General features: G+C 61.3%; 22 protein-coding genes and 1 tRNA gene. 5 read left to right on the top strand and 18 right to left on the bottom strand.

All coding sequences use genetic code 11. The features are described 5' to 3' along the window. Positions 1 to 758: 758 nt before the first annotated feature. Positions 759 to 1,940, top strand: a complete 1,182-nt coding sequence (locus LG31_RS0103100; RefSeq protein WP_033113046.1) for a M28 family metallopeptidase — start codon at positions 759 to 761, stop codon at positions 1,938 to 1,940. A 176-nt stretch (positions 1,941 to 2,116) separates the two neighbouring features. Here the strand turns inward: LG31_RS0103100 and LG31_RS0103095 are convergent, their stop codons facing one another. Further along, entirely contained in the window at positions 2,117 to 2,725 is a 609-nt protein-coding gene (locus LG31_RS0103095) for a short chain dehydrogenase (protein WP_033113045.1), read from the bottom strand. Between the two features lie 105 nt (positions 2,726 to 2,830). On the opposite strand from LG31_RS0103095, the gene LG31_RS0103090 reads away from it, so the two are divergent. From LG31_RS0103090 to LG31_RS0103080, 3 genes are all read left to right on the top strand, one after another. Beyond that, a complete protein-coding gene (locus tag LG31_RS0103090) occupies positions 2,831 to 3,709 on the top strand; it encodes a LysR family transcriptional regulator (protein ID WP_033113044.1) in 879 nt (292 codons plus the stop codon). 621 nt (positions 3,710 to 4,330) lie between these two features. Beyond that, positions 4,331 to 4,708 (top strand): hypothetical protein, encoded by a 378-nt coding sequence (locus LG31_RS0103085; RefSeq protein WP_033113043.1) that lies wholly within the window; start codon positions 4,331 to 4,333, stop codon positions 4,706 to 4,708. Positions 4,709 to 4,922: 214 nt separating this feature from the next. Next, positions 4,923 to 5,837, top strand: a complete 915-nt coding sequence (locus tag LG31_RS0103080) for a Gfo/Idh/MocA family protein (protein WP_033113042.1) — start codon at positions 4,923 to 4,925, stop codon at positions 5,835 to 5,837. Positions 5,838 to 5,933: 96 nt separating this feature from the next. On the opposite strand, the gene LG31_RS0103075 is transcribed toward LG31_RS0103080, so the two are convergent. The 3 genes from LG31_RS0103075 to LG31_RS0103065 form a co-directional block, all read right to left on the bottom strand. Continuing rightward, entirely contained in the window at positions 5,934 to 6,284 is a 351-nt protein-coding gene (locus LG31_RS0103075; RefSeq protein ID WP_033113041.1) for a TusE/DsrC/DsvC family sulfur relay protein, read from the bottom strand. 24 nt (positions 6,285 to 6,308) lie between these two features. After that, the gene (gene yccS / locus LG31_RS0103070; RefSeq protein WP_033113040.1) at positions 6,309 to 8,462 is read right to left on the bottom strand and encodes a YccS family putative transporter; all 2,154 of its coding nucleotides are present in this window, start codon (positions 8,460 to 8,462) and stop codon (positions 6,309 to 6,311) included. Between the two features lie 249 nt (positions 8,463 to 8,711). Beyond that, positions 8,712 to 9,368 carry a Bax inhibitor-1/YccA family protein gene (locus LG31_RS0103065; protein WP_033113039.1) on the bottom strand — a complete coding sequence of 219 codons (657 nt, stop codon included), beginning with the start codon at positions 9,366 to 9,368 and terminating at the stop codon, positions 8,712 to 8,714. Positions 9,369 to 9,564: 196 nt separating this feature from the next. Here LG31_RS0103065 and LG31_RS0103060 point away from each other — a divergent pair. Then, positions 9,565 to 9,652 (top strand) — tRNA-Ser (locus tag LG31_RS0103060). A 122-nt stretch (positions 9,653 to 9,774) separates the two neighbouring features. On the opposite strand, the gene exeN is transcribed toward LG31_RS0103060, so the two are convergent. From exeN to LG31_RS0102990, 14 genes are all read right to left on the bottom strand, one after another. Continuing rightward, entirely contained in the window at positions 9,775 to 10,542 is a 768-nt protein-coding gene (gene exeN, locus LG31_RS0103055) for a GspN family type II secretion system protein ExeN (protein ID WP_033113038.1), read from the bottom strand. Further along, positions 10,539 to 11,030, bottom strand: coding sequence for a GspM family type II secretion system protein ExeM (exeM, locus tag LG31_RS0103050; protein WP_033113037.1), 492 nt, complete (start codon positions 11,028 to 11,030; stop codon positions 10,539 to 10,541). The genes exeN and exeM overlap by 4 nt, the downstream gene beginning before the upstream one ends. Continuing rightward, entirely contained in the window at positions 11,027 to 12,211 is a 1,185-nt protein-coding gene (gene exeL / locus LG31_RS0103045) for a GspL family type II secretion system protein ExeL (protein ID WP_033113036.1), read from the bottom strand. Before exeL ends, exeM begins: the two co-directional genes overlap by 4 nt. A 114-nt stretch (positions 12,212 to 12,325) precedes the next feature. Continuing rightward, a complete protein-coding gene (gene exeK / locus LG31_RS0103040) occupies positions 12,326 to 13,333 on the bottom strand; it encodes a GspK family T2SS minor pseudopilin variant ExeK (protein ID WP_033113035.1) in 1,008 nt (335 codons plus the stop codon). Further along, the gene (gene gspJ, locus LG31_RS0103035) at positions 13,323 to 14,075 is read right to left on the bottom strand and encodes a type II secretion system minor pseudopilin GspJ (RefSeq protein ID WP_033113034.1); all 753 of its coding nucleotides are present in this window, start codon (positions 14,073 to 14,075) and stop codon (positions 13,323 to 13,325) included. Before gspJ ends, exeK begins: the two co-directional genes overlap by 11 nt. After that, on the bottom strand, positions 14,072 to 14,431 hold the full coding sequence (exeI, locus tag LG31_RS0103030; protein ID WP_033113033.1) for a GspI family T2SS minor pseudopilin variant ExeI: 360 nt from the start codon (positions 14,429 to 14,431) through the stop codon (positions 14,072 to 14,074). Before exeI ends, gspJ begins: the two co-directional genes overlap by 4 nt. Beyond that, positions 14,428 to 15,000 (bottom strand): GspH family T2SS minor pseudopilin variant ExeH, encoded by a 573-nt coding sequence (gene exeH, locus LG31_RS0103025; RefSeq protein WP_033113032.1) that lies wholly within the window; start codon positions 14,998 to 15,000, stop codon positions 14,428 to 14,430. Before exeH ends, exeI begins: the two co-directional genes overlap by 4 nt. Before the next feature lie 44 nt (positions 15,001 to 15,044). Beyond that, positions 15,045 to 15,476: a GspG family T2SS major pseudopilin variant ExeG gene (gene exeG, locus LG31_RS0103020; protein ID WP_033113031.1), complete on the bottom strand. Its 432-nt coding sequence runs from the start codon at positions 15,474 to 15,476 to the stop codon at positions 15,045 to 15,047. 96 nt (positions 15,477 to 15,572) lie between these two features. Beyond that, complete coding sequence (gene exeF / locus LG31_RS0103015; protein ID WP_033113030.1) at positions 15,573 to 16,793, bottom strand: GspF family T2SS innner membrane protein variant ExeF; 1,221 nt, start codon at positions 16,791 to 16,793, stop codon at positions 15,573 to 15,575. Between the two features lies 1 nt (position 16,794). After that, positions 16,795 to 18,300, bottom strand: coding sequence for a type II secretion system ATPase GspE (gspE, locus tag LG31_RS0103010; protein ID WP_033113029.1), 1,506 nt, complete (start codon positions 18,298 to 18,300; stop codon positions 16,795 to 16,797). Then, positions 18,300 to 20,330 carry a GspD family T2SS secretin variant ExeD gene (gene exeD, locus LG31_RS0103005; protein ID WP_033113028.1) on the bottom strand — a complete coding sequence of 677 codons (2,031 nt, stop codon included), beginning with the start codon at positions 20,328 to 20,330 and terminating at the stop codon, positions 18,300 to 18,302. Before exeD ends, gspE begins: the two co-directional genes overlap by 1 nt. Before the next feature lie 22 nt (positions 20,331 to 20,352). Beyond that, complete coding sequence (exeC, locus tag LG31_RS0103000) at positions 20,353 to 21,201, bottom strand: GspC family type II secretion system variant ExeC (protein ID WP_238567463.1); 849 nt, start codon at positions 21,199 to 21,201, stop codon at positions 20,353 to 20,355. A 205-nt stretch (positions 21,202 to 21,406) separates the two neighbouring features. After that, positions 21,407 to 22,093 (bottom strand): GspB family T2SS assembly factor variant ExeB, encoded by a 687-nt coding sequence (gene exeB, locus LG31_RS0102995; RefSeq protein ID WP_033113026.1) that lies wholly within the window; start codon positions 22,091 to 22,093, stop codon positions 21,407 to 21,409. Further along, a complete protein-coding gene (locus tag LG31_RS0102990) occupies positions 22,093 to 23,661 on the bottom strand; it encodes an ExeA family protein (protein WP_033113025.1) in 1,569 nt (522 codons plus the stop codon). Before LG31_RS0102990 ends, exeB begins: the two co-directional genes overlap by 1 nt. Positions 23,662 to 23,948: the final 287 nt, after the last annotated feature.

Raw genomic sequence — 23,948 nt, 5'->3', positions numbered from 1 at the left:
GCTTGAGAGCCAATAGAGAACAAAGAAAGGAATAAAACTAGAATAAGGTACTGGTTTTTCATCCGCGTGGTCATATAATGATCTCTATATCGAAACTAGAAAATAAACCCAATTATATATATATCCATTAATCTATGGGATGTTTTATTAGCTTTCTTTGCCAAATTTTGGCAAAACTTAGATTGTCCCTTTCCTGAGTAAGGGACAAATCCACTGAATCTCACGCTACCGCCCGTGGATTACAGCTTCCAATATGCTCCCTTGACCCACGCTGGCAGCAACCTATCGCAGTTCAACAGGTTCTGATTGACCATGGTAAGCCAAACGAAACTGTCGAGGCGAGCCTTAAAGTGATGTAACTATCAGAAACGTCTCGTTTTTTGACCTCTATCAAACTCTTCATTCTCTGCGACCTTGCTGCCAACCGGACAGTGATCGGGCACTGGCTGCTGGCCATCCTGCGGCTATGGCCGGGTGCTGGCACCCCTCAAATTGTTTTACTGGTGCAACGAATCAGCGAGCAGCTGTTGCGCAGGTGGAACAATCAGGGGTCTGTACAAGCAGGGCAACAGGGGCGGGGAGGGAAAAACAGGAGGCCCGGTAGAGTTAAAACCCCCAGCTGGCGCGCTTTACATCAGGTGGTGCCATTTGGTGCAGGTAGTGGTCGATTTAACGGCAGTGGGTGACTAGACTAGCTTGGTCTTCTTATGAGACCTATCAAGCCTGTTTACTGTTAACCATAACCGGAAGGATCCGACATGAAAGCGATGACTGCAGCCCTCTTGCTCCCCCTGATTCCCCTTGCCGTTCAGGCGGGGGCGCCCGTGTGGATCACGATTGGGGCCGATAGCGGCGTTGAACTCAAGCAGGTCAATGCCAAGCTCTCCCCCCTGTTCAGTGCCAGCGGGGCGCCCGTCCAGCTGGCCCAGATTGAGGCAAGCGAGCTTGGCTCCCTCTCGCATCTGATGCACGAAGGGCACCAGCGTTGCGGTGGCTATGTGGTGCACACGACCCTGGCCGATGCGCTGCAGAGCATGGCCCAGCCCCTCAGCCAAAACCTGTTCAGCGCCCCGCCGTTGACCCAGGGGGCCAGTGTCAACCGGCTGCTGCCCCATCTGGATCAAGGCAATATCGCCAGCACCATCAGCAAGCTATCCGGCTGGCGCAACCGCTACTACACCACCCCCACCGGCACGCAATCCGCCGACTGGGTGGCCAGCCAGTGGCAGAGCCTCGGCAGCACCCTGCCATGGGCCAGCGTCAGCCGGGTCAAACATAGCGGCTACCCGCAACAGTCCGTGGTGCTTACCCTCAAGGGAAGCCGCTATCCGGACGAGGTGGTGGTGCTCGGTGGCCATCTCGATTCCACCGCAGGCTCGGCCCCCAACAGCAAGACACTGGCCCCCGGCGCCGATGATGACGCCTCCGGCATCGCCACCCTGACCGAGGTGCTGCGGGTCATCGCCGAACAGGGCCGCCAGCCGGAGCGTACCCTGCAATTTATCGGCTATGCGGCAGAGGAGGTGGGCTTGCGAGGCTCCAAGGATATCGCCAGCCGCTACAAGGCGGCCAACACCAAGGTATTGGCCGCGCTCCAGCTGGACATGACCAACTACAAGGGCTCGGCGAACGACATCGTCTTTATGACCGACTACACCGACAAGGGGTTGACCGGCTACCTCACCCAGCTGATCGATGCCTACCTGCCGCAAGTCAGCTATGGCTATGACAGCTGTGGCTATGGTTGCTCGGATCACGCCTCCTGGCACAATCAGGGCTACCCCGCCGCCATGCCGTTCGAATCACGTTTTAGCGAATACAACCCCAGGATCCACACGGCGCAGGATACGTTGCAAAACTCGGATCCCTCGGCTGGCCACGCTCTCAAGTTTGCCCAGCTGGCGACCAGCTTTGCCGTCGAAATGGGCAAGATCAACTGAGTCACAGGCCGCTGTGCAAGCCAAAAGGAAGGGAGTCTCGGCTTCCTTCCTTTTTTTCTATCTTCTGTGTGGGTTTGCCCCCCGCCATACAAAAAGCCCCGAGAGCTGGCGCTTTCGGGGAAGAGGAAAAACATCGACAAGGAATTACAAAGGCATTGGGTCAGGCCTGAACCGGATCAGGCATCGACATAGAGCACCTGACCGCTAATAAAGCCATCGACGGAGCGCTCAAACGCCTTGCCGACCAGGGCGCCCGGCACCGGCTGGAAGCCCGGCATCATCTCGCCATATACGTCCCACGCTTCTTCCAGCACGGTCGGGTTGACCACATTGATGCGGATGCCGCGGGGCAGCTCGTGGGCCACGCACTGGACAAAGGTATCGATGGCGCCGCTGGTGGTGGCATCGGCAATGGCCAGCGGGATCGGCTTGATATTGAGGATGCCGGAGATCAGGGTGAAGGAGCCCCCCTGATTGATGTAGTTGAGGCCGATATTGACCAGATTGATCTGCCCCATCAGCTTGCTCTGGATGGTGGTTTGCCACTGCTCGTCGCTCATCTCGCCAAAGGGGGCGTATTCGCAATAGCCGGCGGTATTGACCACTGCATCGAAGGAACCCACGTTTTGGTAGAGCCGCTCGATAGACTCTCGGCTGGTGATATCCACCTGAAAATCACACCCCTCGCCGGAGCGGCTGGCGGTGATCACTTTGTGCTTGCCGAGACCACTGAGGGCGGCTTGCCCCATTTTCCCCTGAGCACCAATCAGAATGACAGTTTTCATCGTTAACCTCGCTTTGCTGGAAGAGCTGCAAGGTTAGAGAGCCACTGATACAATGTAAATCATTGGTAGTTTGTATGTGATACAACTGAAATTGGTGAGGTGAGGGTGGAGAAGATCGATATCAGGCAGATGCGGGTGCTGGTGCTGCTGGTCAGATACAAGAGTGTGTCGCGGGTGGCCGAGCTGCTGGAGATCTCCCAGCAGGGGGTGAGCAGCCATCTGAAAAAGTTGCGCGATCTCTTTCCCGCCGAGCTTTTTATCCGCCAGAGCGCCGGGTTGCAGCCGACCGATTACGCCTGCGAGCTGGCCGCCAGGTTCGAGCAGATCCTGACCGATATCGACGGGGTCTTTGTGGCCGCTCCCTTCGATCCCGCCAGCAGCGAGCGCACCTTCAGGGTGATGGCCAACGAGTATGCCCAGCTCGCCATTATCCCAAGGCTGGCGAGCGCCCTGCGCACTCAGGCGCCCTCCATCCGGCTCGATGTGGTGGACTTTCAGGCCGAACTGCATCTGGAGGCGCTGGCCAGTGGCGAGGTCGATCTGGTGATTGGTTTTGATGCCTATCTCGACCCCGGGTTGCTGCGCGCCACCCTGCGCCGGGATCACTACTGCTGCGTGCTGCGCCGTGACTCCCGATATCTTCCGGGCAACACCCCGCAGGATATGACGGCCATCCCCTTTGTGCAGTTCGCCAACAGCGTCGGCAATTTCGAAGGGCAGATGAGCCCGCAGCAGGTCGCCAGCGCGGCGGTGGCGACGCTCCCCTGTTACACCTCGCTGCAAGCCTTTATGTCGGTCAATGACGTGGCGGCCTGCATTCCGTCAGCCATCGCCGCCCTCGGCGATTTTCGCGTGCTGGAGATGGCCGGGGCGCCGCAGCAGTTCGAGGTGGTGGTCGGCAGGCATCGCAAAAGCCAAGGGAATCTCGCCATCGAGTGGCTGGCCGAGGTGATCAAGGCCGCCACCCCGCTCGCTTCCGCCTGACCACACAACATGCGTTCGGGCAGGTGAGGCTGGTTGAGGGAAAGCCCTTGTCCGGCCATCACCTGCCATCCTGTTCAGCCCCATCCCACCATTTCTCCTGCTCGGCCAATCCCTTGTGACCCAGTCGGGCGAGCGTTGCTCGCCCCTGCCTGCCAACCGCCGTTACCAGCCCAGCCCTGATTTTTGCGCAGGTGAAACATCAATGCCTTAAAGCGTTACATAGGTGAAATAATTGGCCGTTGGCATGAGCGAACCTAAGGGAGAGGGGCGAGGTAAATCGTCCCCCCGATCACCAGATAACAGAGGCAAAAGAGGCAAGGGGAGTCGGCCCGAAGGCCAGCAGAGATAGGGGCTGATGCTGGGCGGCTTGTTGGCCGAAAAGGGCTGAGAGGGGCGTCTGGCGCGGGCTGGATCCCCCCATGAAATATCTGGTTACACACTTCCCGCCCTATTGATTGAATAGTGATTGAATACCGGGAGGCGGGATGTGAATATGCGCGCCACTCGCCTCGGCGAGACCCCTATAACAAGCGACGGCGGTGAGGCTGGCGGCAGACGCTCGGGCCACCACCGCGGCGAAAACCGGGGCCGGGATGGCCTCCCTTATTGAGTTCAGGTTCCATGAAAAAACTGTTTCTGCTGTTGCCCGCTTTGCTGCTGACTGCTTGTGCAAGCAGCGTGACCTCTGTCGACAAGACCAGCCCGCAAGGGCGCAAAGTGGTTATTGGTCAGTTCCCGCCCAAGCCGGAGAACAACTGCACCCTCAAGCACAACGAAGAGATGCCGATGAACCTGCTGGAGCGCTACAGCACCGCCGGCATGCTCAGCTCCTACATGAACAACAGTGAGGAGAGTCTCAAGGTCGCCGACGCCAAGCAGGCCAACTATGTCCACATCTATCTGCCGGCCCAGAAGATGCTGTTCGGGGTGATCGATCTCAACTACAACGACAAGCCGCGCATCACCTACTACGACTGCCAGTCCCTCAAGGGGCTGTAACCGGCAGATGCCTGCAGACCGCCTTGGCTGGCCGGGGAGGCAAGGGATGAATCGACAGGGGCGACCGGCGGGTCGCCCCTGCTGTTTTTGGTGCCGCCGATGGAGGCGGCCCGAGGGGAGTGCTACCCTGTCCGCCAGTTTGCATTGCCGGGTTGCTGCAAGAGTCGTTGCCGCACCCCCTTCACACGCTTGCCAGATAAAACAAGGAGTTGTCATGCGCATTGCCATGATTGGTCTGGGGGATATCGCCCAGAAAGCCTATCTGCCGCTGCTTGCCAGCGATGAGCGGATCACCCCGCTGCTCTGCACCCGCAATCCATCGGTGCTGGAGAAGCTGGCCCGCCAGTATCGGGTCGCCGAGTGCTTTACCGATGTGGCGGCCATGCTGGCCAGCCGTCCCGACGCCGTGATGATCCACGCCGCTACCGCGGTGCACCGCGAGCTGGCCGAGCAGTGCCTGCGCGCCGGCATCCCCACCTTTGTCGACAAGCCCCTGTGCGACAATCTGGCCGAGGCCGAGGCGCTGGCCAACCTCGCCATCGCGCAAAATTGCGCCCTCTTTACCGGCTTCAACCGCCGTTATCTGCCCGCCATGGCCGAGGCGCGGGCCCAGCCGCTCACCGAGCTTAACTGGCAGAAACACCGCTTCGCCCTGCCGGGCAGGGCGCGGGATTTTATGTTCGACGACTTTATCCATGTGCTAGACAGCCTCTGCTTCTATGGCGGCGTGCCGCAGGGGGAGTTCCATGCGGTATTGCGCCCCTGTGCGCAGGACAAGAGTTTGCTGGCCGGGGTAAGTATCAGCTGGCAGAGCGGGGATCGCGCCATCAGCGGCAGCATGAACCGCAGCGCCGGGATCACCGAGGAGCGCATCGATGCCTATGGCGACAACCTCTCCCTGCACCTTGAGAACTGCACCCGCGGCATCATCGCCCGCGACAAGCAGGCCGAGATGCTGACTCCCAACGATTGGCAGCTGGTGCTGGCCCAGCGCGGCTTTGCCGCCATGCTGGAGCACTGGTATCAGCAGATTGAATCGGGCAAGGCGGATAGCGAGCTGATCGCCTCCTACCTGCACGGTCACCGGTTAGCGGAGCAGCTGGTGGTGCTGGCTGACAAGCGGGAATAAGGCTGGCTGGAAGCCTGAGATATATGAAGACGAGGTGCGCGAAGATAGCGCACCAAATAAAACGGGGGCCGCAGTTGCGGCCCCCGTTTTATGGGATCAGATGCACTTCACCGGTTTGGGCAGGCCGCCAATCTTGGTCGCCTGCTTGGCGGGCCCTTCCGGGAACAGCTTGTAGAGGTAGCGGCTGTTGCCCTTCTCGGGGCCGTACTGCTTCTCCATCGCCTTGACCAGCGCGCGGATGGCGGGGGAGGTGTTGAACTCCAGATAGAAGGCGCGCACAAAGTGCACCACTTCCCAGTGCGGCTCCTCCAGCTCGATCCCCTCCTGCGCAGCCAGCACCAGCGCCAGCTCCTCGCTCCAGTCGTTGCTGTTGAGCAGGTAGCCCTTGGCATCGGTCTCGATGAGTTGGCCGTTGAATTCCAGCTGATGTTTTTCGGGCGCAGACATGAGGGCTCCTCGCTAATGGGGCTATCAGGATTGGGCGGGCATGGTAGCGCCTTGATCCCCGGTGAGCAACCGGCTCTCGTTGGCCAGATGCAGCAACTGATCCGCCAGCTCGCTGATCAGGTTGAGCTGCTGGGTCAGCATCAGCTGCTCCTCGCTGCTGTCCGTGCAAAGAATGGGACACTGGCCACCGATGGCGCTGGAGGGGTTGCCCGCCAGATGGCCGGCGGCCTGCTCCAGGGTGTGGCAGATGTGGTGGCGCACCTCATCCAGTCCGCTGATGGCCTCCAGCTTGTCGCGATGGGCCCCCAGCGCCGAGATGTAGGAGAGCAGGGCGTGGTTGCGCCAGGTGAGGGTAAAGCAGAGATCGAGGAAGCGGCGGCGCTTTTGCGGCTCCACCAGCATGCTCTGCCAGGCGGTGGCCAGTTCGCTGTCCGCCAGATGGGCGCTCTTGCGCGCCACCCGATAGTCGATGGACTCATCGCGCTGCTGCTTGAGGCTTGCCAGCACCGCCGAGAGGTAGCGGGCGTTGGCCGAGAGCGAATTGGCGATAAGTGTTGGCAGCCGCTTGTATTGCCAGTCCGGCCAGAGCCAGGCCACCAGCCCGTAGGAGATCAGGCAGCCGAGCAGGGTATCGAGCAGGCGGGGCCCGAGAATGGCAAAGCCGATGCCATCGAGCAGGTTGAACGCCATCAGCACGTAGAGGGTGATAAAGCAGACCGCGGCGCTGTAGTTGTTGCGCACCTGGGTAAAGAAGAGGAAGGCGGCCAGCCCCATCACCACCAGCTGAACATGCAGCTCGGGGAAGAGCCAGAGCACCGGAATGCCCACCAGTATGCCGGCGAAGGTGCCGAGCATCCGCTGCACCAGTCGGCGGCGGGTGGCGCTGTAGCTGGGCTGGCAGACAAACAGCACGGTCAGCAAAATCCAGTAGCCCTTTTCCAGATCAAAGGCTTGCAGTATGCCGTAGCCGATCACCAGCCCGAGTGACAAACGCAGCGCATGGCGAAACACCATGGAGTGCAAGGTGAGATGTTGCTTGAGCTGGGTCAGCAGCGGCAGGCGGGGCGGCCGCGCCAGCGCGGGCAGCTCCTGCTCTGGCTGTTCGGGGTTTTGCAGTACTTCGGCGCTGCCCAGCAGCTGGTTGATGCTGGCCAGATTGCGGCGCAGGAACTTCATCGGCGTCAGCAGGGTTTTCGGGTAGTGCTGCTTGAGATTGGTGAACTCCAGCTGATCGCCAAGGGCCTCCAGTGTCCAGTGGATGCGCTTGTTATGGGCGTAGGGCTTGTGCACCAGAATGGCGTAACCGAGCCGCTGGCACGCCTCGGAGAGCTGCAGGAACACCTCCTGAAATCCTTCCAGTACGATGCCCTGCTTGAGCTCCGCTTCCAGCCGGCTGTAGGGGTAGTGGCTGGAGGTGGCGCGTTCGTGAATTTCCAGCGCCAGCAGATAGAGACGCAGCAGGCTGGCCAGCTCGGGGCTGGCCGGATGGCGGCGGCTCAGGCGGGCATTGAGGGCCGACTTGGTGAGGGTCAGCGCACTCACCAGATTGATATTGAGCTGGGCCAGATTGTGGCGAATGGCCTGGGCGCCGTGCTCGTCCGCCGGGAAGAAGCGGGATTTTTCCAGCAGGTAGCGGCCAAGGGCGAAGTAGCTCTGGGCCAGCTGCTCGTGCAGGGTTTTGTAGGGCAGCAGCCAGAGCCAGATAAACGAGACCAGCCCGTACCAGAGGGCGCCGGCACCGAGCGCCAGTGGCTGGTAGAAGAGATCCGGCGCCTTGGCGGCCCCCAGCATGGTGTAGATGGCGATCAGCAGCGAGCCGAAGCTGATGGTGGCGTAGCGGGCACCGAGCGCCCCCACCATCACGAAGATAAAGGTGGAGCTGGCCAGCCCGATGGCAAACAGCCAGGGGGTGGGGTAGAGATACTGCACGCACAGGGACGCGAACATGAAGCAGATGAGCGTCATGGCGAGGTTTTTGAGCCGTCCCCACAGGCTGTCGTCGGTTTCGGCGATGGCGCCGGCCACTACCCCGAGGGAGAGCAGTACGGTGAGCTGGATATTGCCTGTGGCCAGGGTGAAGGCGAGCAGACCGAGAATGGCCAGCAGCACCTTGAGGGCGAAGTAGATGTGACTATCGGTCAGCAGTCGGCGCAACAAACCAGAGAATTCCATGGGCATGCTAGGCACCCCCCTTGAGCGAAGCAAAATCGATGTGACTATCGGTCAGCAGTCGGCGCAGCAGGCCAGAGAGATCCATCGGCATGAAACAGGAACAACCCTTGAACGAAACGAGGGCAGGATGTTACCCCGCCAAGCGAGAAGCGGCCCTGATTTGGATCAGGGCCGCTTCGCATCATATCCTTGATTTGCAACTTATCCTGACAGAAACAGGAGCCAATAAAAACCCCGCCGAAGCGGGGTTTTTGATTAGTTGCGGTTGCCGCCAAGCAGGCTCAGCAGGCTCAGGAAAATGTTGTAGATGGAGACATACAGGGTGACGGTGGCGGAGATGTAGTTGGTCTCGCCGCCGCGCACGATCTGCTGGGTGGTCAGCAGGATGGCGCCGGAGGAGAACAGCATGAACATGGCGGACAGAGCCAGGCTCAGGGCGCTCATCTGCAGGAAGATGTTGGCAATCATTGCCACCAGCAGTACCCAGAAACCGACGAACAGCATGCCGCCGATAAAGGAGAGGTCACGCTTGGTGGTCAGGGCATAGGCCGACAGACCGAAGAAGGTGAGCGCGGTGCCGCCAAGGGCGGTCATCACGATCTCGCCACCACCATTGTTCATGTACATGTTGATGATGGGGCCAAGGCTATAGCCCAGCAGACCGGTCAGGGCGAAGGTGAATACCAGCCCCATGCTGTTGTTGCGATTCTTCTCGGTCAGGAACATCAGACCGTATACGCCGATGAGGAAGATGGCCCAGTGCAGCGGCGGCATGTTCATCACGGTCGCGATGCCCGCCACCACGGCAGAGAAGCCGAGGGTGAGGGAGAGCAGCATATAGGTATTACGCAGCACCTTGTTGGTATCGCGTGCGGCACTCTGGGTGCCGGTGTAGATAGAACGGGTATCCATCTTGGGTGTCCTCTTGGTGTCCTGGTGAGGCGGCGGGCGGCCGTCTCGTCATCACTTAGCCTAAGCATTCTATGAAGAACAAATAGGGATGACGAGGAACAATTTCAAGCCACCTGCCATTTTGCTCGCGCACACTATCCCACAGGAAATATGTATTGCATATGAACAAGCGCTTGACGTAGTATGCTCGCCGTTCGGAGGGGTGGCAGAGCGGCTGAATGCACCGGTCTTGAAAACCGGCGATGGGCGACCATCCGTGGGTTCAAATCCCACCTCCTCCGCCATATTCAAAGAGAAAGCCCAAGCGGTCACCTGCTTGGGCTTTTTTGTATCTGGAATTTCAACTGACACAGACGATAATAATGGCCCGGGTTGTCCCGGGGCCATTTTCACGTTGAATGGTGGCTTAGATCCGCCCCTGATAGCGCAGGGGGAAGCGACCCTGACTGTCGGGCTGGCCGAGGAAGGGGAGTCCTTGCTGCATCTGTGGCGGCAGTTCGGGGCCTGGTTTCAGGGTGCCCTGGAACAGGTACTGGCCATTGGGTTGCAGCTCGAGGCGACCAATGGTCTCTACCGCATCCGAGCCCTGCTTGAGCTCGGCCACCAGTCTGGAGTCGAGGCAGGTGAGTTTCACCTCGGGGTCGGCCAGATCCAGCTTGCCCGCCGGGGTATCGGCGCTGGCGTTGTACCAGTCGAGGTTGCCGTAGAGGTTGTCACACCAGGGGTTGCCTTGGGCAAACTGATCTACCTTGAATTGCAGCTGACCGGTGAGGGTGACCGGGAAGGGGAGTGGCAGCGGGATGCGCGCCATCACCCAGGGGGCCGGGGCATTGAGGGTCAGGTCGCGGCCGAAGGCTGCGCCATTCCAGCCGACAACGCCCTGACCGTTGAGACCGTTGCGCTCGCCAAAGCGAATAGCCACTTCGGGGGCAAAGCGCAGCAGTGACCAGCCATTGAGATCCCAGCGCAGCTGGCTGATGGATTCGCTGGCATATTGCAGTCGGGCGATCTGGCCGTTCCAGAGGGTGCCGCTCACTCCTTCCATCTTCAGCAGGTTGGCAACGTTGGCTGGCAGCGGCAGATAGCGCACCACCAGCGCCGCAGGCAGGGTCGCCAGCAGGAAGACGAAGTAGGCTGCCAGAAACAGGCTGGCAATCAGGATGCGTTTTTTCATTGGGGACGACTCAACTGCAAGCGTCTGACCTTGACCAGACCCGGGGCCAGCTCCTCGCGGGCCAGCTCGATGATTTGAACCTGAATGCCGTGCTGCTCCACCAGAGTGGCCAGCCAGAGCAGCAGATCATCGAACGGGACCGTATCGATCCACACCTGCAGATCCTGCCCCTGTGGTTGCAGGCGGGCAATCTTGATCTTGTGGTTGAAGGCGGTACGGTTGACGACCCCCTCCAGGGTGCCGCTGGTGTCTATCTGGCGACCCTGACCGCCCTGCATGGCCAGCACCTCCTCCCCCTTCTCCTTGAGCCAGGCGAGGGTCTGTTGCTGGTTTTGCACCTGACGTTCGCGCTCGGCGATGCGGTTGTTGAGAGGATGCCAGACGCTCCAGTAGAAGAGGCCGACCAGCAGCAGGATGCTGCCTGCAACCACCAGTCGCTGTTCTCGTGCGGTGATGCCCTGCCACCAGCTCTGCAATTTTTCCATCATGATGATTTACCCTTGAGCACCAGCGCCCCTTCAACCTTGCCCTCGGTGCTGCGCACCTCGCCCTGCTGCACCTCGAAGCGCTTGCCCGCCAGTTCGCGGAACCGCTCTATCTCGGCAAAGCCGGGGGCGGTCACCTGCAGCCGCAGCTCGCGGCGGCTGGCATCAAAGCGCATTACCTGCGGCTTGAGACCGGGCACTTCGGCAAAGGTGGGGGCCAGTTCGGTGAGCATCAGCAGCATGCCGTTTTGCGGCGCCTGCCCCATCAGCCGCAGGTGCTGGGTCATCTGGCTGCGTACGTTCACGATGCGGCTTTCGTTAGGGAAGATGCGGCTGTAGACCTGACGGATCTCCGCCTTGAGCGCCTTGTCCTGCTCTGCCAGCTGATGCAGCTGGACGCCGCGCTGGACGAGTGCCACCAGCAGCAAGAGGGCGGCGGTAATCGCCACCTTGCGCCACTGCAACCAGTAGCGGGCATATTCGGTCTGTGGCCGGTAGGGGCCGGTCAGCAGGTTGGCGCGGCAGGTGAGGGCCCCCTTGGCCAGCAGCATCATGGGGAGATCGGGCTCGGCCGGCTGCCAGTTGGCCGCCGCAATGGCGGGCGCCGGGGTATGGCTGTGAATGGTGACGGGTTCGGCTTCGGCGGCCAGCAAGATGGCCAGCAGCGACTCGTCGGCCACGATCCCCTGACAGGCGTTCTGGCGGATCAGCCACTCGGCGCCGAGCTGCAGGGCAGACCAGCCATCAGCCGCCTGAGGCAGTGCCAGCACATCGGGCAGCAGTTGCTGGCTCCTGAGGCCGGCAGCCTCGAGCCAGCCGAGCCACTCGGCCATCTTCTGGCGATCCACCGCCATCAGGTCGACCTGCGGGCCGTCGTGGGCCAGCACCACCAGATGCAGCTCATCCACGTCGGAGGCGATCTGCTCCTCCAGCAGATAGGGCAGGGCCGCCGCCGACTGGCGGTTGTAGCGCCCCGGCAGGGTAACGCGGCGGAAGATCAGATCGCTGCCCGGCACCAGGGTGACGACGGGGCGGCCGCCAGCGCGCTCCTGCAGCTCGCCCAGCGCGTCAGCACAGGGGAGCTCGCCGGAGGCGATGATCTCCTGCTCCTGACTCGACCAGACCAGCCAGGCGACCGGTTGTTGTTTGGTGGTCCCCAGACGGATGACCAGACTCTCGCTCACGCATCTCTCTCCTGCGATACCGGTTCGCGCGGGCCAGGCCAACGCAACCGGTGCGCAGCCCGCAGGCTGCATCCAATGTTTGCCCTGCCGGGAGTCGCTCCCGCCAGCGCTTGTTTATTCGGCGCCACTGTTGAGGCGGCGCAGCATGACCAGCTTGTTGTCCTTGCCCCGCTGGAAGATGCTCTCCAGCCAGGCACGACTGTCGCCGATTTCGGCGACCACGCGGGCCTCGAAAAAGTCGCTTTTGACCACCAGCGCCTCCTTGAGTCCCTTGACGGTCTCAAGAGGTACGGGCAGCTGATCCGTCATCAGCTTGCTATCTTTCCACCCCTTTTTTGGCCGCTCGGTCAGTACCCGCTTGGCGTCATCGCTACCAATCTTGCCCAGATAGAGCGCAGCCAGCAGCTCGGGGCGTTCCGGCAGCAGGGTGTTGATATTGATCTTCAGCTTGTCGCTTGGCAGCGTGCAGACATAGGGGGCCAGTTTGGCATAGACCCTGGCCGTTACGCCGCGCACCGCCCGCAGCTCATCCTTGCCCAACATCCACTGGTTGGCGGTGAGGTAGGGAGGCTTGAGCCCCTCGTAGTAGGCATCCTCGGCGCCGAGGCTGGAGACCAGCACCGTATCCTTGTCTGTCCAGTCGCGAATGGCGTCGGTGAGCTGGGCCGCCTCGTAATCATCCATCGCCAGCTCCTTGAGCAGGGCGCGAAACACCTGCACCGGATAGGGTTGCTGCTCCAGCTCTTCCCCGTTGTTGCCCGCCTGATTGGGTACGCTCAGGCTGTTGAGGTTGAAGCAAGATTGCAGGTCGGTCACCTCGCCCTTGAGCTGGCCATCATCGACCGGAAACACAGTGTTCTTGTTGGCCCACTTCTGGCCGAGGCTCACCACCTCGGGGTCATCCTTGAAATCCTGTGCCAGCACCTTGCTCACCAGCGCCTCCGCCGAGAGGGCATACCACCAGGCTTGCTTGCCGGCGGTGACATTGCTGGTGCGGCGCAGTTCGAGCTGCAGACGGCCGCTCATGTTGCTGGCGATGATCACCATCACCGAGAGGATCAGCAGCACCACAAGCAGGGCCATACCGCTCTGGCGGCCGGGGCGTACAGGGTTAGTTCGCATTGGCGCTCCCCCCGTTCTGGTTGCCGCCATTACTGTTGCCACCGCTGTTATTGCTGTTGTTGCCGTTATTGCTGTCGCCGCCCGGATTGGGATTATTGCTCTGGCTGTTCTCTTCGGCGCGCTGGCCGCCGGCGCCAATCAGGTATTGCCGGCGAATGGTGCCGTAATCTTCCAGATCCAGCTCGACCGCGAGCCCGTAGGGAAGCACGCTGCGCTGGGTCCACTCCTCCTTCCAGCTTCCCTTGTCGTAGAAGTAGAGGCGAAAGGCGGTGACGCCGGTCAGAAGCGGCTGGGTGCGCGGCTCGGTGCCGATCACCGGATCCGGATAGAGGTAGCTGAGGCGCTCCAGCTTCTGATCCTTGAGTCGCCAGCCGACCCGCTGCAGATGGGAGCGGGGCAGCATGCCGTCCGGGTTGAGCCAGCCGCTGCGCATAAAGGCCATGCCCCAGTCATCGCTCTGCTGGCCAAAACGGGATGCGGCCAGCAGCACCTTGTTGTTCTCTCCCTCGATGCGGCCGCTGCGCGGCACCATCTGGGTGACATCCCGCTCCAGCAAGGTGAAGGCGAGCTGCAACTCGGAGAGGCGGGCCTCCTTGCGCTTGGCTACCTCGTCGCTGGTGAGTACCCCCTGCAGCACCTGATAGGCACCCATGCTGAGAGTGGCGAAGATGGCGATGGCCACCAGCATCTCCAGCAGGGTAAAACCACGGTGACGGGAGGGGCGGGTGTTGCTCGGGATCATCGGTTGATATAGGTCCGCATCATGGCGATCGGGTTCTCGGCCTTGGCCTCGGTGCGCACTTCCATCTCAAGCGCCTTGAAGTTGCTATCGCTGGTCGCGACGCCGCGATAGCGCCAGTACCAGGTCTGCCCTGCCATCTGCTCATCCCCTTCTACCCAGCTGTCGCCGGGCCACTTGTTCTCGAGCTTCTGCTGCACCAGCTGGTTCTCCACCACCCAGGTAGCGAGGGTCTTCTCTTCCAGATAGTTGAGGGCCGAGAGGTGCTCGCTGGCGGTTTTCATTACCGCGAGCCCCGCGATGGCAAAGACGGCCAGCGCCACCATCACTTCGAGTAGTGTCATGCCCCGGGCGTTCACTCTGTCACCTCTTCATCCTCATCGCCGGTGAGCAGGGTGAGGCGGCCGAACTCATCCCCCTTGACGATGCGGGTGTAGCGCACCTCGTCATCCTGCTGGCTGAAGGTGAGGGTAAAGGGGCTCAGCTCGCCACCGGGGAAGATGAGGAGCTGCGGGGTGCGCTCCTTGTCATCCCGCTTCTTCTCGCGCTCTTCATCGGGATCTGGCTGCCAGCCAAATCCCTCCAGCTCCAGGGTCAGCACCATGTTTTCCGGCAGTTGCACCTGACCGAGCTGCTTGTCACCGGTCAGGGCCAGCCACTTGCGATCCTTGGCCTGGCGCTGCATAAACTGCCAGCCATTCTCCTCGACGCGAATGCCCACCAGTCGGCCATCCATTACCGCGTACTCCTGCGCCAGCTGCAGGGTTGCCATCAGGCGGCGCGCCTGCTTGTCGATCTCCCTGTCACCTTTTGCGCCACCCATGCTGAGGGTGACGGCGGTGGCCACCAGTCCCATCAGCATGGCAACCAGCAGCACCTCCAGCAGGGTAAAGCCGGATTGACAACGGGGAGATGGAACAGCCCTCATTCAGGCTGCCCCCGCAACGCAGAGTGCACGCGGCGGTTAATCACTTATTGGAAATCCTTCAGGTTCCAGTTGCCGATGTCGTCATCGGTACCGGCTTCGCCATCCTGACCCATGGAGAAGATGTCGATCTTGCCGTACTGGCCCGGGCTCAGCAGCTGATACTGGTTACCCCAGGGATCTTGCGGCAGGCGCTTGATGTAGCCGCCATCGCGGTAGCTGCGCGGCGCCGGGTCGATGGAGGGTTTGGTCACCAGCGCTTCCAGACCCTGCTCGGTGGTCGGGTAGCGGTTGTTGTCCAGCTTGTACATGTCGAGGGCATTTTCCAGTGCCACGATGTCAGAGACCGCTTTCTGCTGGTCAGCTTTCTCCTTGTTGCCCATCAGGTTGGGCACCACCAGACTGGCCAGAATGCCGAGGATCACGATGACCACCATAACTTCCAGCAGGGTAAAACCGGATTGACGACGTTTGTTCATGAGTTGCTCCGTAACGAATGAGATGGGATGGCCCATCAGAGATTGATCACTGGGTGGGTTCGACAGGCCGCCAGTGGGCCGTCGAACGCCGGAAACTTACATATTCACCATGTTGTTGAGCTCGAGGATCGGCTGCAGGATCGACATCACGATAAACAGCACTACCCCTGCCATGGAGACCACCAGCATGGGTTCGAACACCCCGAGGGCGATGTTGACCTGGGATTCAAACTCCCGATCCTGGTTGTCCGCCGCCCGCTCCAGCATGCTGTCGAGCTCGCCGCTCTGCTCACCGGAGGCGATCATGTGCAGCATCATGGGCGGGAAAATTTTGGTCTCGGTCAACGACTTGCGCAGACTGGTTCCCTCGCGCACCCGTTCGGCGGCCTCGAGAATGCGCATTCTGGCAAAGTCGTTGGAGAGCACTTCGCCGGCGATCTTCATCCCCTCCAGCAGCGGTACCGCGCTGGCGTTGAGGATGCTCAAGGTACGGGCGAAGCGGGCGGTGTTGAGACCGCGGCTGACCCGGCCAATCACCGGCAGGCCGAGCAGCACCTGATGCCAGCGCCGGCGGCGCTTCTCGTCGGTGAGCCACCAGCGCCAAACAAAGCTGGCGATAAAGAGCAGCAGCAGAAACCAGAGGCCGTAGGCCTGCATCAGCTCGCTGGTTCCGATGAGAAAACGGGTGGTGCCCGGCAGCTGCTGACCCATGTGTTCAAACTGGGCCACCACCTTGGGCACCACCGCGGTGAGCAGGATCGAGATAACCCCGATGGCGACGCAGGTGAGCACTATGGGGTAGATCATCGCCTGCAGCAGCTTGGTGCGCATGTGCTGGCGCTGTTCGGTGTAGTCGGCGAGGCGGTTGAGCACCTTCTCCAGATGGCCCGACTTTTCACCGGCCGCCACCATGGAGCGAAACAGCTGGTCGAACACATGGGGGAAGGCCCCCAGCGAGTCGGCCAGCGAATAACCCTCGACCACCTTGCTGCGCACGGTCGCCACCAGACTGCGCAGGTGGGCCTTTTCGCACTGCTCGGCAACCGCCCTGAGTGCCTCTTCGATGGTGAGGCCGGCCCCCACCAGAGTGGCCAGCTGGCGGGTGATCAGGGCCAGCTCGGCGGTGCTGGCGCCACGACGGAACAGGGCGAAGCGGGTCGCCTCCCGTTTTGCCTTCTCGGTGGTCTCGTTCACCTCGAGGGGAGTGAGTCCCTGCTCGCGCAGCAGCTGGCGCACCTGACGGGCCGAATCGCCCTCCATCACGCCGCTCTTGCTGCGCCCCTTGCCGTCGAGGGCCTTGTATTCGAATGCCGCCATCTCAATCTTCCCGGGTCACGCGCAGCACCTCTTCAAGGCTGGTCTGCCCCTTGAGTACCTTGTCGATGCCGTCACGGCGGATGCTGGGGGTGTGGCCGCGGATCAACCGATCGATAGCCATCTCGCCGCTGGCGCCGTGAATCGCCTCGCGCACTGCTTCATCGACCACCACCAGTTCGTGGATACCGGTTCGACCGCGATAACCGGTGTGGTTGCACTGCTCGCAGCCCACCGCATGCCAGATATGCTGATCCGGCTCCAGATTGATCCCCATGGCGAGGCGCTCCTGCTCGGTGGCCGGACGCGAGGCGCGGCAATCGGGGCAGAGGGTGCGCACCAGCCGTTGGGCCAGCACCGCCAGCAGGGAGGATGAGAGCAGGAAGGGCTCGATCCCCATGTCCCGCATCCGGGTAATGGCGCCGATGGCGGTGTTGGTGTGCAGGGTCGACATCACCAAGTGACCGGTGAGCGATGCCTGCACCGCGATCTGGGCGGTCTCGAGGTCACGGATTTCCCCCACCATCACCACATCCGGATCCTGGCGCAGGATGGCGCGCAGGCCGCGGGCGAAGGTCATGTCTACCTTGCTGTTGACCTGGGTCTGGCCCACCCCTTCGAGGTCATATTCGATGGGGTCTTCCACCGTCAGGATGTTGCGATCCCGCGAGTTGATCTCGGAGAGCGCTGCATAGAGGGTGGTGGATTTACCGGAACCGGTCGGGCCGGTGACCAGAATGATGCCGTGGGGCTTGCGGATAAGCTCGCTGATGATGCTGCGGTTGCGCGCCGTCATGCCGAGCTGCTTGAGCTCGAGGCGAATGGTGTTCTTGTCGAGCAGACGCAGTACCACCCGCTCGCCGTAGCTGGACGGCATGGTGGAGACCCGCACATCGACGGCGCGGCCGCCGATGCGCAATGAGATGCGGCCATCCTGCGGTACCCGCTTCTCGGCGATATCCATCCGCGACATGACCTTGATGCGCGAGACCAGGAGCGAGGCCAGCTTGCGATGGGGGCGCAGGATCTCCCGCAGCACCCCGTCGATGCGAAACCGGATCACCAGCGCCCGCTCGAAGGTCTCGATATGGATATCGGAGGCCTCCTCCTTGATCGCCTCGCTCAACATGGCGTTGATAAGGCGAATGATGGGGGCGTCGTCATCGGCGTCCAGCAGGTCTTCGCTTTGCGGCAGCTCTTCGGCCAGCGCAAAGAAGTCCATCTCGTTACCGAGATCTTCCATCAGCTGGCGTGCCTCGGAGGAGTCGCGCTGATAGTGGGCCATCAGCAGCTCTTCGAAGGCGTCGTTGTCGAGTTGCTCAACGGCAAAGGCGCAGCCCGCTACCCGCCGCACTTCCAGCAGGGCTTGCGGGGTGACGCCGGTACGGCACTGCAGCACAGGTGCACCGTCACGTTCGCTGAGGATCACCCCGTAGTTGCGCGCAAACGCAAAGGGGAGCTCGGGCAGCGGGGGAGGCAGGCTGCTCCCGTCGAGATGATAGGCGCTCATCAGGGGCGGCTCTGCACAAAGGGTGTGGTGCTTTCTATCGCGCTCTGCTGGCGAACCTTCACCTGCTCCAGCTGTTTTTGCACTTCAGGCGACACCATCACATCCTGGCCATAAGCCGGCAGTACCTGGCGTTTGGGTGAGGTGAGATAGCCCTCCTGGGCGGCCGCATCCAGCTGTTCGGCCCGGAACAGGGAGTACTTGTTGCTGGAGATGCCGGAGTAAACGTTGGCATCGCGCAAGATGGTGGGCCGGATAAAAATCATCAGGTTGCGCTTCGCGGTGCTGTTGGAGGTGTAACGGAACAGGTAACCCAGCCCGGGGATATCGCCGAGCAGCGGTACCTTGGAGACCTCTTCCTTGGTCTGTTCATCCATCAGACCACCCAGTACCACGGTCTCGCCAGTCTTGACCAGGACGGCGTTTTTTACGGTACGGGTATCGAAGGTCGGTCCCAGTCCGGCGGTGCCATCGGCCTGCTTGGCGACGCTGGAGACCTCCTGTTCGATGGTGAGCAGCACCGAATCCCCTTCGTTGATCTGGGGAGTGACCGTCAGCTTGGTACCGACCGTTTTGTATGCGATGGTGTTGAAGATGCTGTCGGTGCTGGTCGAGCTCTGGCTACCCGTCGGGGTTGGCACCTCTTTACCCACATTGAACGACGCCTCCTTGTTGTCCATGGTGACAATGCTCGGGGTCGAGAGAATATCGTTCTTGGTATTGGAGGCGATGGCCGTAGCCAGCATGCTCCAGTCTCCGTGATAGAAACCGGCAGCCATGCCATTTACCGAAGACATCAGCTTGGTGAGCGGCTCGGGGTTGCCATTTTTATTGAGCTTGTCTGCCGCCACTTTTGCGGTAATGGGGACGCCAGTATCGGTGAACTGGATCGAGCCATAGTCAGCATGATTCCATTGGACGCCGAGATTAAGGCCATCACTATCCTGCATCTCGACGATGATCGCCTCTACCAGCACTTGGGCGCGGCGAATATCGAGCTTGGCGATGACCTGTTCAAGTTCTGCCATCACGTCGGGCTGGGCGGTGATGACCAGGGCGTTGGTGGTCTCGTCGGCAGAGATGGCAAGCTTGCCACCGCCGATGCTGGCACCACCGCCCATGGCGGCGTTGCCGCCCCCCTTCTTGTCCGCTTCGATGCTGGAGCTGACCCCCTTGAGCACATCGACCATGTCCTTGGCCTTGCCATATTTGAGGTAGAAGACCCGGGTATTGCCCTGGCTCTGCAGGTCGCGGTCGAGCTGGCGTACCATCTGGATAATGCGGGCGCGCGCTTTCGGCTCGCCACTCACCACCACCGAGTTGGTGCGCTCGTCGGCGACCACTTTGGGTGCCAGCAGCAGGCTGGTGGTGCCCCCTTGCGGGTTGTTATCCTTGTTGAGGTTGGTGACCAGCCGCACGATTTCACCCGCCGAGGCGAACTTGAGCTTGATGATATCCACATCCTGATCGCCGGCACGGTCGACCCGGTTGACCACCTCCACCAACCGGTTGACCACGGCGGCGCGGCCGGTGATGAGCAGCACGTTGGAGGGCTCGTAATGCACCACGTTGCCGCCACCGGCGTTGTCGTTGAGCTGACGCAGCAGGGGGGCCAGTTCACGCACCGAGACGTTGCGCACCGGCACTACCCGGGTCACCATCTCGTCGCCCATGCCCGGATTGCTGCCATCCACCACCGGAATGGCGGAGGTCTTGGCATCGCGCGAGCGCAGTACCTTGAGCACGCCATTATCCATCGGCACCACGGCAAAACCGTAGACGTCGAGCACGCTCAGGAAGAACTGATAGTACTGCTCCTCGTTGAGCAGGTCGTAGCTGCGGACGTTGATCTTGCCGCGCACCGAGGGCTCGATGATGATGGTCTTGTTGAGGTTCTTGCCCACCGTGTTGATGAACTCTTCGATATCGGCGTTCTTGAAGCTGGCCGAATACTCGGTGGCCCAGGCTGATCCTGCCATCATCAGTGCCGCCGCTATGGTGGCCAGACGCCAGCCTTTCCCTTTATTGGTCATTCTTGGTACGACTCCAAAATCATTATTCTGACAAGCGAACATAGACATCGAACTGTTCACCCTGCCGCTCGACGGTCACTGTCAATTCGGTTGCGCCAGCCAGCTGCTGCATCGCCTGCATGGCCTGCATGTTGTCACGCAGATCCAGGCCGTTGATGCTGAGGGCCAGATCATTGGCCTGCAGCCCGCTCTGCTTGAAGAGCTCCGGATTGTTACCCGGATTGAGGCGATAGCCCGCCAGACGGCCATCCACCTGAACCGGTGAAATATTGAGGTAATCGGTGATCTTGCCGGGATCGCTCATCAGCTCGCTGCGCACGGAAGAGATCTGCGCACTACCGCCTTGTTGGGGCAGGGGTTTGCCGTACTCTTCGCCATCGAGCATCAGGGTTTCGTCGCGGCCATCGCGCTCTATGATCACCCGGTCGGGGTAGACCTGACGGATCCGTGCCTGGGTACCGTCGATGAGATCCCCCACGCTGTAGGAGTTCTGGATACCGGACATGGCGATGATGGCGATGGACTTGTCTGGATTCGAGCTTGCCAGCACGCCGTTGAGCTGGGCATTGAGCTGGGTCCGCGGTGCGTTGGTTGCGACCTCCTTGCTCTGCTGTACCTGTACCTTGGCGATGGCCTTGCCAAACAGGGAGAGACTGCTCACTTCACCCAGTTCAAGGCGGGGGGCGCTTTGGCCGGCAGTTGCAATGACGGAGGGCTGCCACGGCGGGCTGCTCTGGGGCGTGGCCAGGGCGAGCAGACGCCAGGTGAGGTTGGCACACTGCTGGGCCAGCAGGATCAGCAATAGCAGAAAGACCGCCTGAGTGATGCGGGCCATGGGAAGCCGCCGGCACTGGGCCAGCAGCTTGATCAAGATCTCATCCCTGGATGGTCGGGTCATGTTAGTCAACATTGTTTCGGGCTTTGGTGCAGCTGGCTATTGTGTACGGCGAGCCGTTTGGACACAACGTTCGTGCGGTTGCAATCGGCAAAACTGGATATTTCATCACACCTTGAGCGTTCCATTGCTTATTAAAGGGATAACCAAGTGCCTGTCAGCACCCTGGTTGTGGCGAATGTCAGCCCTGCCAATCCTGCAGCGCCTTGAGAGTGACACTCTGGCCACCCACATCCAGCACCATATACTCCTGGGCGATGGAGACCAGGCGCACCCCGGGGGCAATCTCGCTCCCCTCCCGGTATTCACGGCCATTGAGCACCACGGCCCGTTTGGCCGGGTTGGATGAGAACACGTGGGAGCCATAGCTGAACGCGGGCACCTGCTGGCGGATCGAAAGCGGCGCGGCATTCAGCGGCATCAGCTGGGCCGGCTGCACGCTCTGGGGCACGGTACCCGACCCCTGTTGCAGCGGTGTTTCGTTGAGGGCGCGCATCAGCTGTTCGGCCAGGGTTGGTCGACTGGCGGCCGGGTTGCTGGTGGCGGCTGTGACCTTGGGCTGCTGCACCACCGGCTCCGGCAGGGGAGGCGGCAGCAGTCGTGTCACCATCGCCTTGGGCTCTACTCGCACGAAGGGCGGGGTGACCACCTCTTTCACCTCGACTTTCTCCTCGATGGGGCGCAGGTGGATCAGGTGCCAGCCATAGTTGGCGCCAGCGCCTAGCAGCAGGGCGAGCGGGGCAAGCAGCCATACCAAGCGGCGGGATGGCCGCGCCTCTTCGCGGGGGATGGCAAGCCCCATGGCGGGTATATAGGTTTGCGGTTGCGGTTGCTGCGCGCGGTGCAGCGCCTTGAGCAGGGTAGACATCAGGAGGCCTCCTCCAGTCTGGGCATGGGTTCACCGGAGAGGGCGTTGAGTCGCAGCAGGGTATTGCTGCCGGCGATGCCGTCAGGGTTGAGCCCCTGATCCCGCTGGAACTGCTGCAGTTTGTTCTTGAGCTCGCCATCGAAGCGTCGCACCTTGCGCTCGGGCTGTTGCAGCGCGCGGCTCAGGGCATTGTCGAGCCACTGGATCTGGGCCTGACCCGCATTGTTGCCGATCAGGCTGGCGCCCCCCTTGGGCATGCGCCAGAGCAGGGTGTAACTGCCGCCCCAGTTGTCGCTGAGCCACTGTCTCTCAACCTGCCAGCTCTGGTTGCCGATCATCAGGCGTGCCTGCTTGGGGCCGAGAGTGACCAGGGTGGCGTAGTAGATACCGCCGGTCTCGTCAGTAAGGCTGACCATGGCGGGGTATTGCAGATTGCGCAGCTCATCGAGGCTCGCCTCCCCCTCCTGACAGCGCAGGCCGGCGCGGGGGGCGTTATCGCAGGTGGCATCCTCCAGCTCGGGCTCGTAGCCCCAGACCCGGTAGAGATTCTGCATTGCACTCTCGGGGTCGAGCGCCTGATTGATCGCCTCGGTGAGCTGCTCCTGCTGCTCGGCGGTCTCATCGACGGTAACCGGTACCTCGACCTTGACCACCGGCCGGGTGGGGAAGACGCCGAAGAACTGCCAGCCCCACCAGCCTGCCGCCACCAGCAGGGCGCCAGCCAGCGCGACCGTCAGGCCGGAGAGCCAGCTCCCCTCGTCACGGATCCCGCTCACCTCAAAGGCGGCCTGACTGATGTCGCCATGGACAATTTTGTAGCTGCCGCGGGCAAAGGCGGCGATCAGAGCGCGGTCGCAGATGAGGTTGATAAGACGGGGGATGCCACCGCTCAGGCGGTGAAGACTCTGGATCGCCTTGGGGGTAAAAATGGGCTGCACGCAGCCGGCAACCTGCAAACGGAAGCGAACATAGGCATCCACATCGCCGGCACCCAGGGGCAGCAGGTGATAGCGAGCAGTAATGCGCTGGGCCAGCTGGCGCAGCAGGGGCTGGCGCAACATCTGCTGCAGTTCAGGCTGACCGATCAGCACCACCTGCAGCAGCTTCTTGTCGTCGGTTTCGAGGTTGGTCAGCAGACGCAGCTGCTCCAGCACTCCGGGCAGCAGATGTTGGGCCTCATCCACCAGCACCACGCTGCGCTTGCCTGCCGCCAGATTGGCCAGCAGGTGGTCACGGATCAGGTCGAACAGCTGCTTGATCCCCGCTTCGGCGGGGTAGGAAAGCTGAAACTCGTCACAGATGGCCGCCAGCAGATCCCGCTCGGTCAGCGAGGGGTTGAGGATATAGGCGATCTCGGTCTCGGCGGGCAGCTGTTGCAGCAGGCAGCGGGAGACTGTGGTCTTGCCGGTGCCCACTTCGCCAGTCAGTAGCACAAAGCCGCCGCCATCCTGCAAGCCGTAGCTGAGATGGGCCAGAGCCTCCCCGTGACGCTCGCTCATATAGAGATATTTTGGATTGGGCGAGATGGAGAACGGGTGTTCCGAGAGGCCAAAGAACTGTGTGTACATGAGGATTCTTTTGTGACCAGTTACAGGTAAAAATGTCTCCGGATGATAGCAAACCTCGCACTCATTGGAAGCTATCCGAGCGGGCAAGAGATAAATGACGGCACTTTCCCTTCATCTTGTGATCCAGAATCGGGATTGTGCCGCTCAAACGGTCAAAAAATAGCGGTGATTTGCAAAAATAAGTTTATTGTCAACAGCTTGGAGAGGCGAAGTTTTCACCTGTCGGTTCGTGAACGGGTTTGCCGACTCAGCGATGATCCTGAAATTTGGCCGCAATATCCTTGAAC

Source organism: Aeromonas lacus (assembly GCF_000764665.1).
GTDB lineage: Bacteria > Pseudomonadota > Gammaproteobacteria > Enterobacterales > Aeromonadaceae > Aeromonas > Aeromonas lacus.
Note: the sequence above shows the minus strand (reverse complement) of the source record. Positions and strands in the feature narration are given on the sequence as shown.

Bases quoted from the DNA above. Each gene is read 5' to 3' on its own strand.
- LG31_RS0103100 (WP_033113046.1), top strand. From the start codon at position 759: ATGAAAGCGATGACTGCAGCCCTCTTGCTCCCCCTGATTCCCCTTGCC.
- LG31_RS0103095 (WP_033113045.1), bottom strand. From the start codon at position 2,725: ATGAAAACTGTCATTCTGATTGGTGCTCAGGGGAAAATGGGGCAAGCC.
- LG31_RS0103085 (WP_033113043.1), top strand. From the start codon at position 4,331: ATGAAAAAACTGTTTCTGCTGTTGCCCGCTTTGCTGCTGACTGCTTGT.
- LG31_RS0103080 (WP_033113042.1), top strand. From the start codon at position 4,923: ATGCGCATTGCCATGATTGGTCTGGGGGATATCGCCCAGAAAGCCTAT.
- LG31_RS0103075 (WP_033113041.1), bottom strand. From the start codon at position 6,284: ATGTCTGCGCCCGAAAAACATCAGCTGGAATTCAACGGCCAACTCATC.
- yccS (WP_033113040.1), bottom strand. From the start codon at position 8,462: ATGCCCATGGAATTCTCTGGTTTGTTGCGCCGACTGCTGACCGATAGT.
- LG31_RS0103065 (WP_033113039.1), bottom strand. From the start codon at position 9,368: ATGGATACCCGTTCTATCTACACCGGCACCCAGAGTGCCGCACGCGAT.
- exeN (WP_033113038.1), bottom strand. From the start codon at position 10,542: ATGAAAAAACGCATCCTGATTGCCAGCCTGTTTCTGGCAGCCTACTTC.
- exeM (WP_033113037.1), bottom strand. From the start codon at position 11,030: ATGATGGAAAAATTGCAGAGCTGGTGGCAGGGCATCACCGCACGAGAA.
- exeK (WP_033113035.1), bottom strand. From the start codon at position 13,333: ATGCGAACTAACCCTGTACGCCCCGGCCGCCAGAGCGGTATGGCCCTG.
- gspJ (WP_033113034.1), bottom strand. From the start codon at position 14,075: ATGATCCCGAGCAACACCCGCCCCTCCCGTCACCGTGGTTTTACCCTG.
- exeH (WP_033113032.1), bottom strand. From the start codon at position 15,000: ATGAGGGCTGTTCCATCTCCCCGTTGTCAATCCGGCTTTACCCTGCTG.
- exeG (WP_033113031.1), bottom strand. From the start codon at position 15,476: ATGAACAAACGTCGTCAATCCGGTTTTACCCTGCTGGAAGTTATGGTG.
- exeF (WP_033113030.1), bottom strand. From the start codon at position 16,793: ATGGCGGCATTCGAATACAAGGCCCTCGACGGCAAGGGGCGCAGCAAG.
- gspE (WP_033113029.1), bottom strand. From the start codon at position 18,300: ATGAGCGCCTATCATCTCGACGGGAGCAGCCTGCCTCCCCCGCTGCCC.
- exeD (WP_033113028.1), bottom strand. From the start codon at position 20,330: ATGACCAATAAAGGGAAAGGCTGGCGTCTGGCCACCATAGCGGCGGCA.
- exeB (WP_033113026.1), bottom strand. From the start codon at position 22,093: ATGTCTACCCTGCTCAAGGCGCTGCACCGCGCGCAGCAACCGCAACCG.
- LG31_RS0102990 (WP_033113025.1), bottom strand. From the start codon at position 23,661: ATGTACACACAGTTCTTTGGCCTCTCGGAACACCCGTTCTCCATCTCG.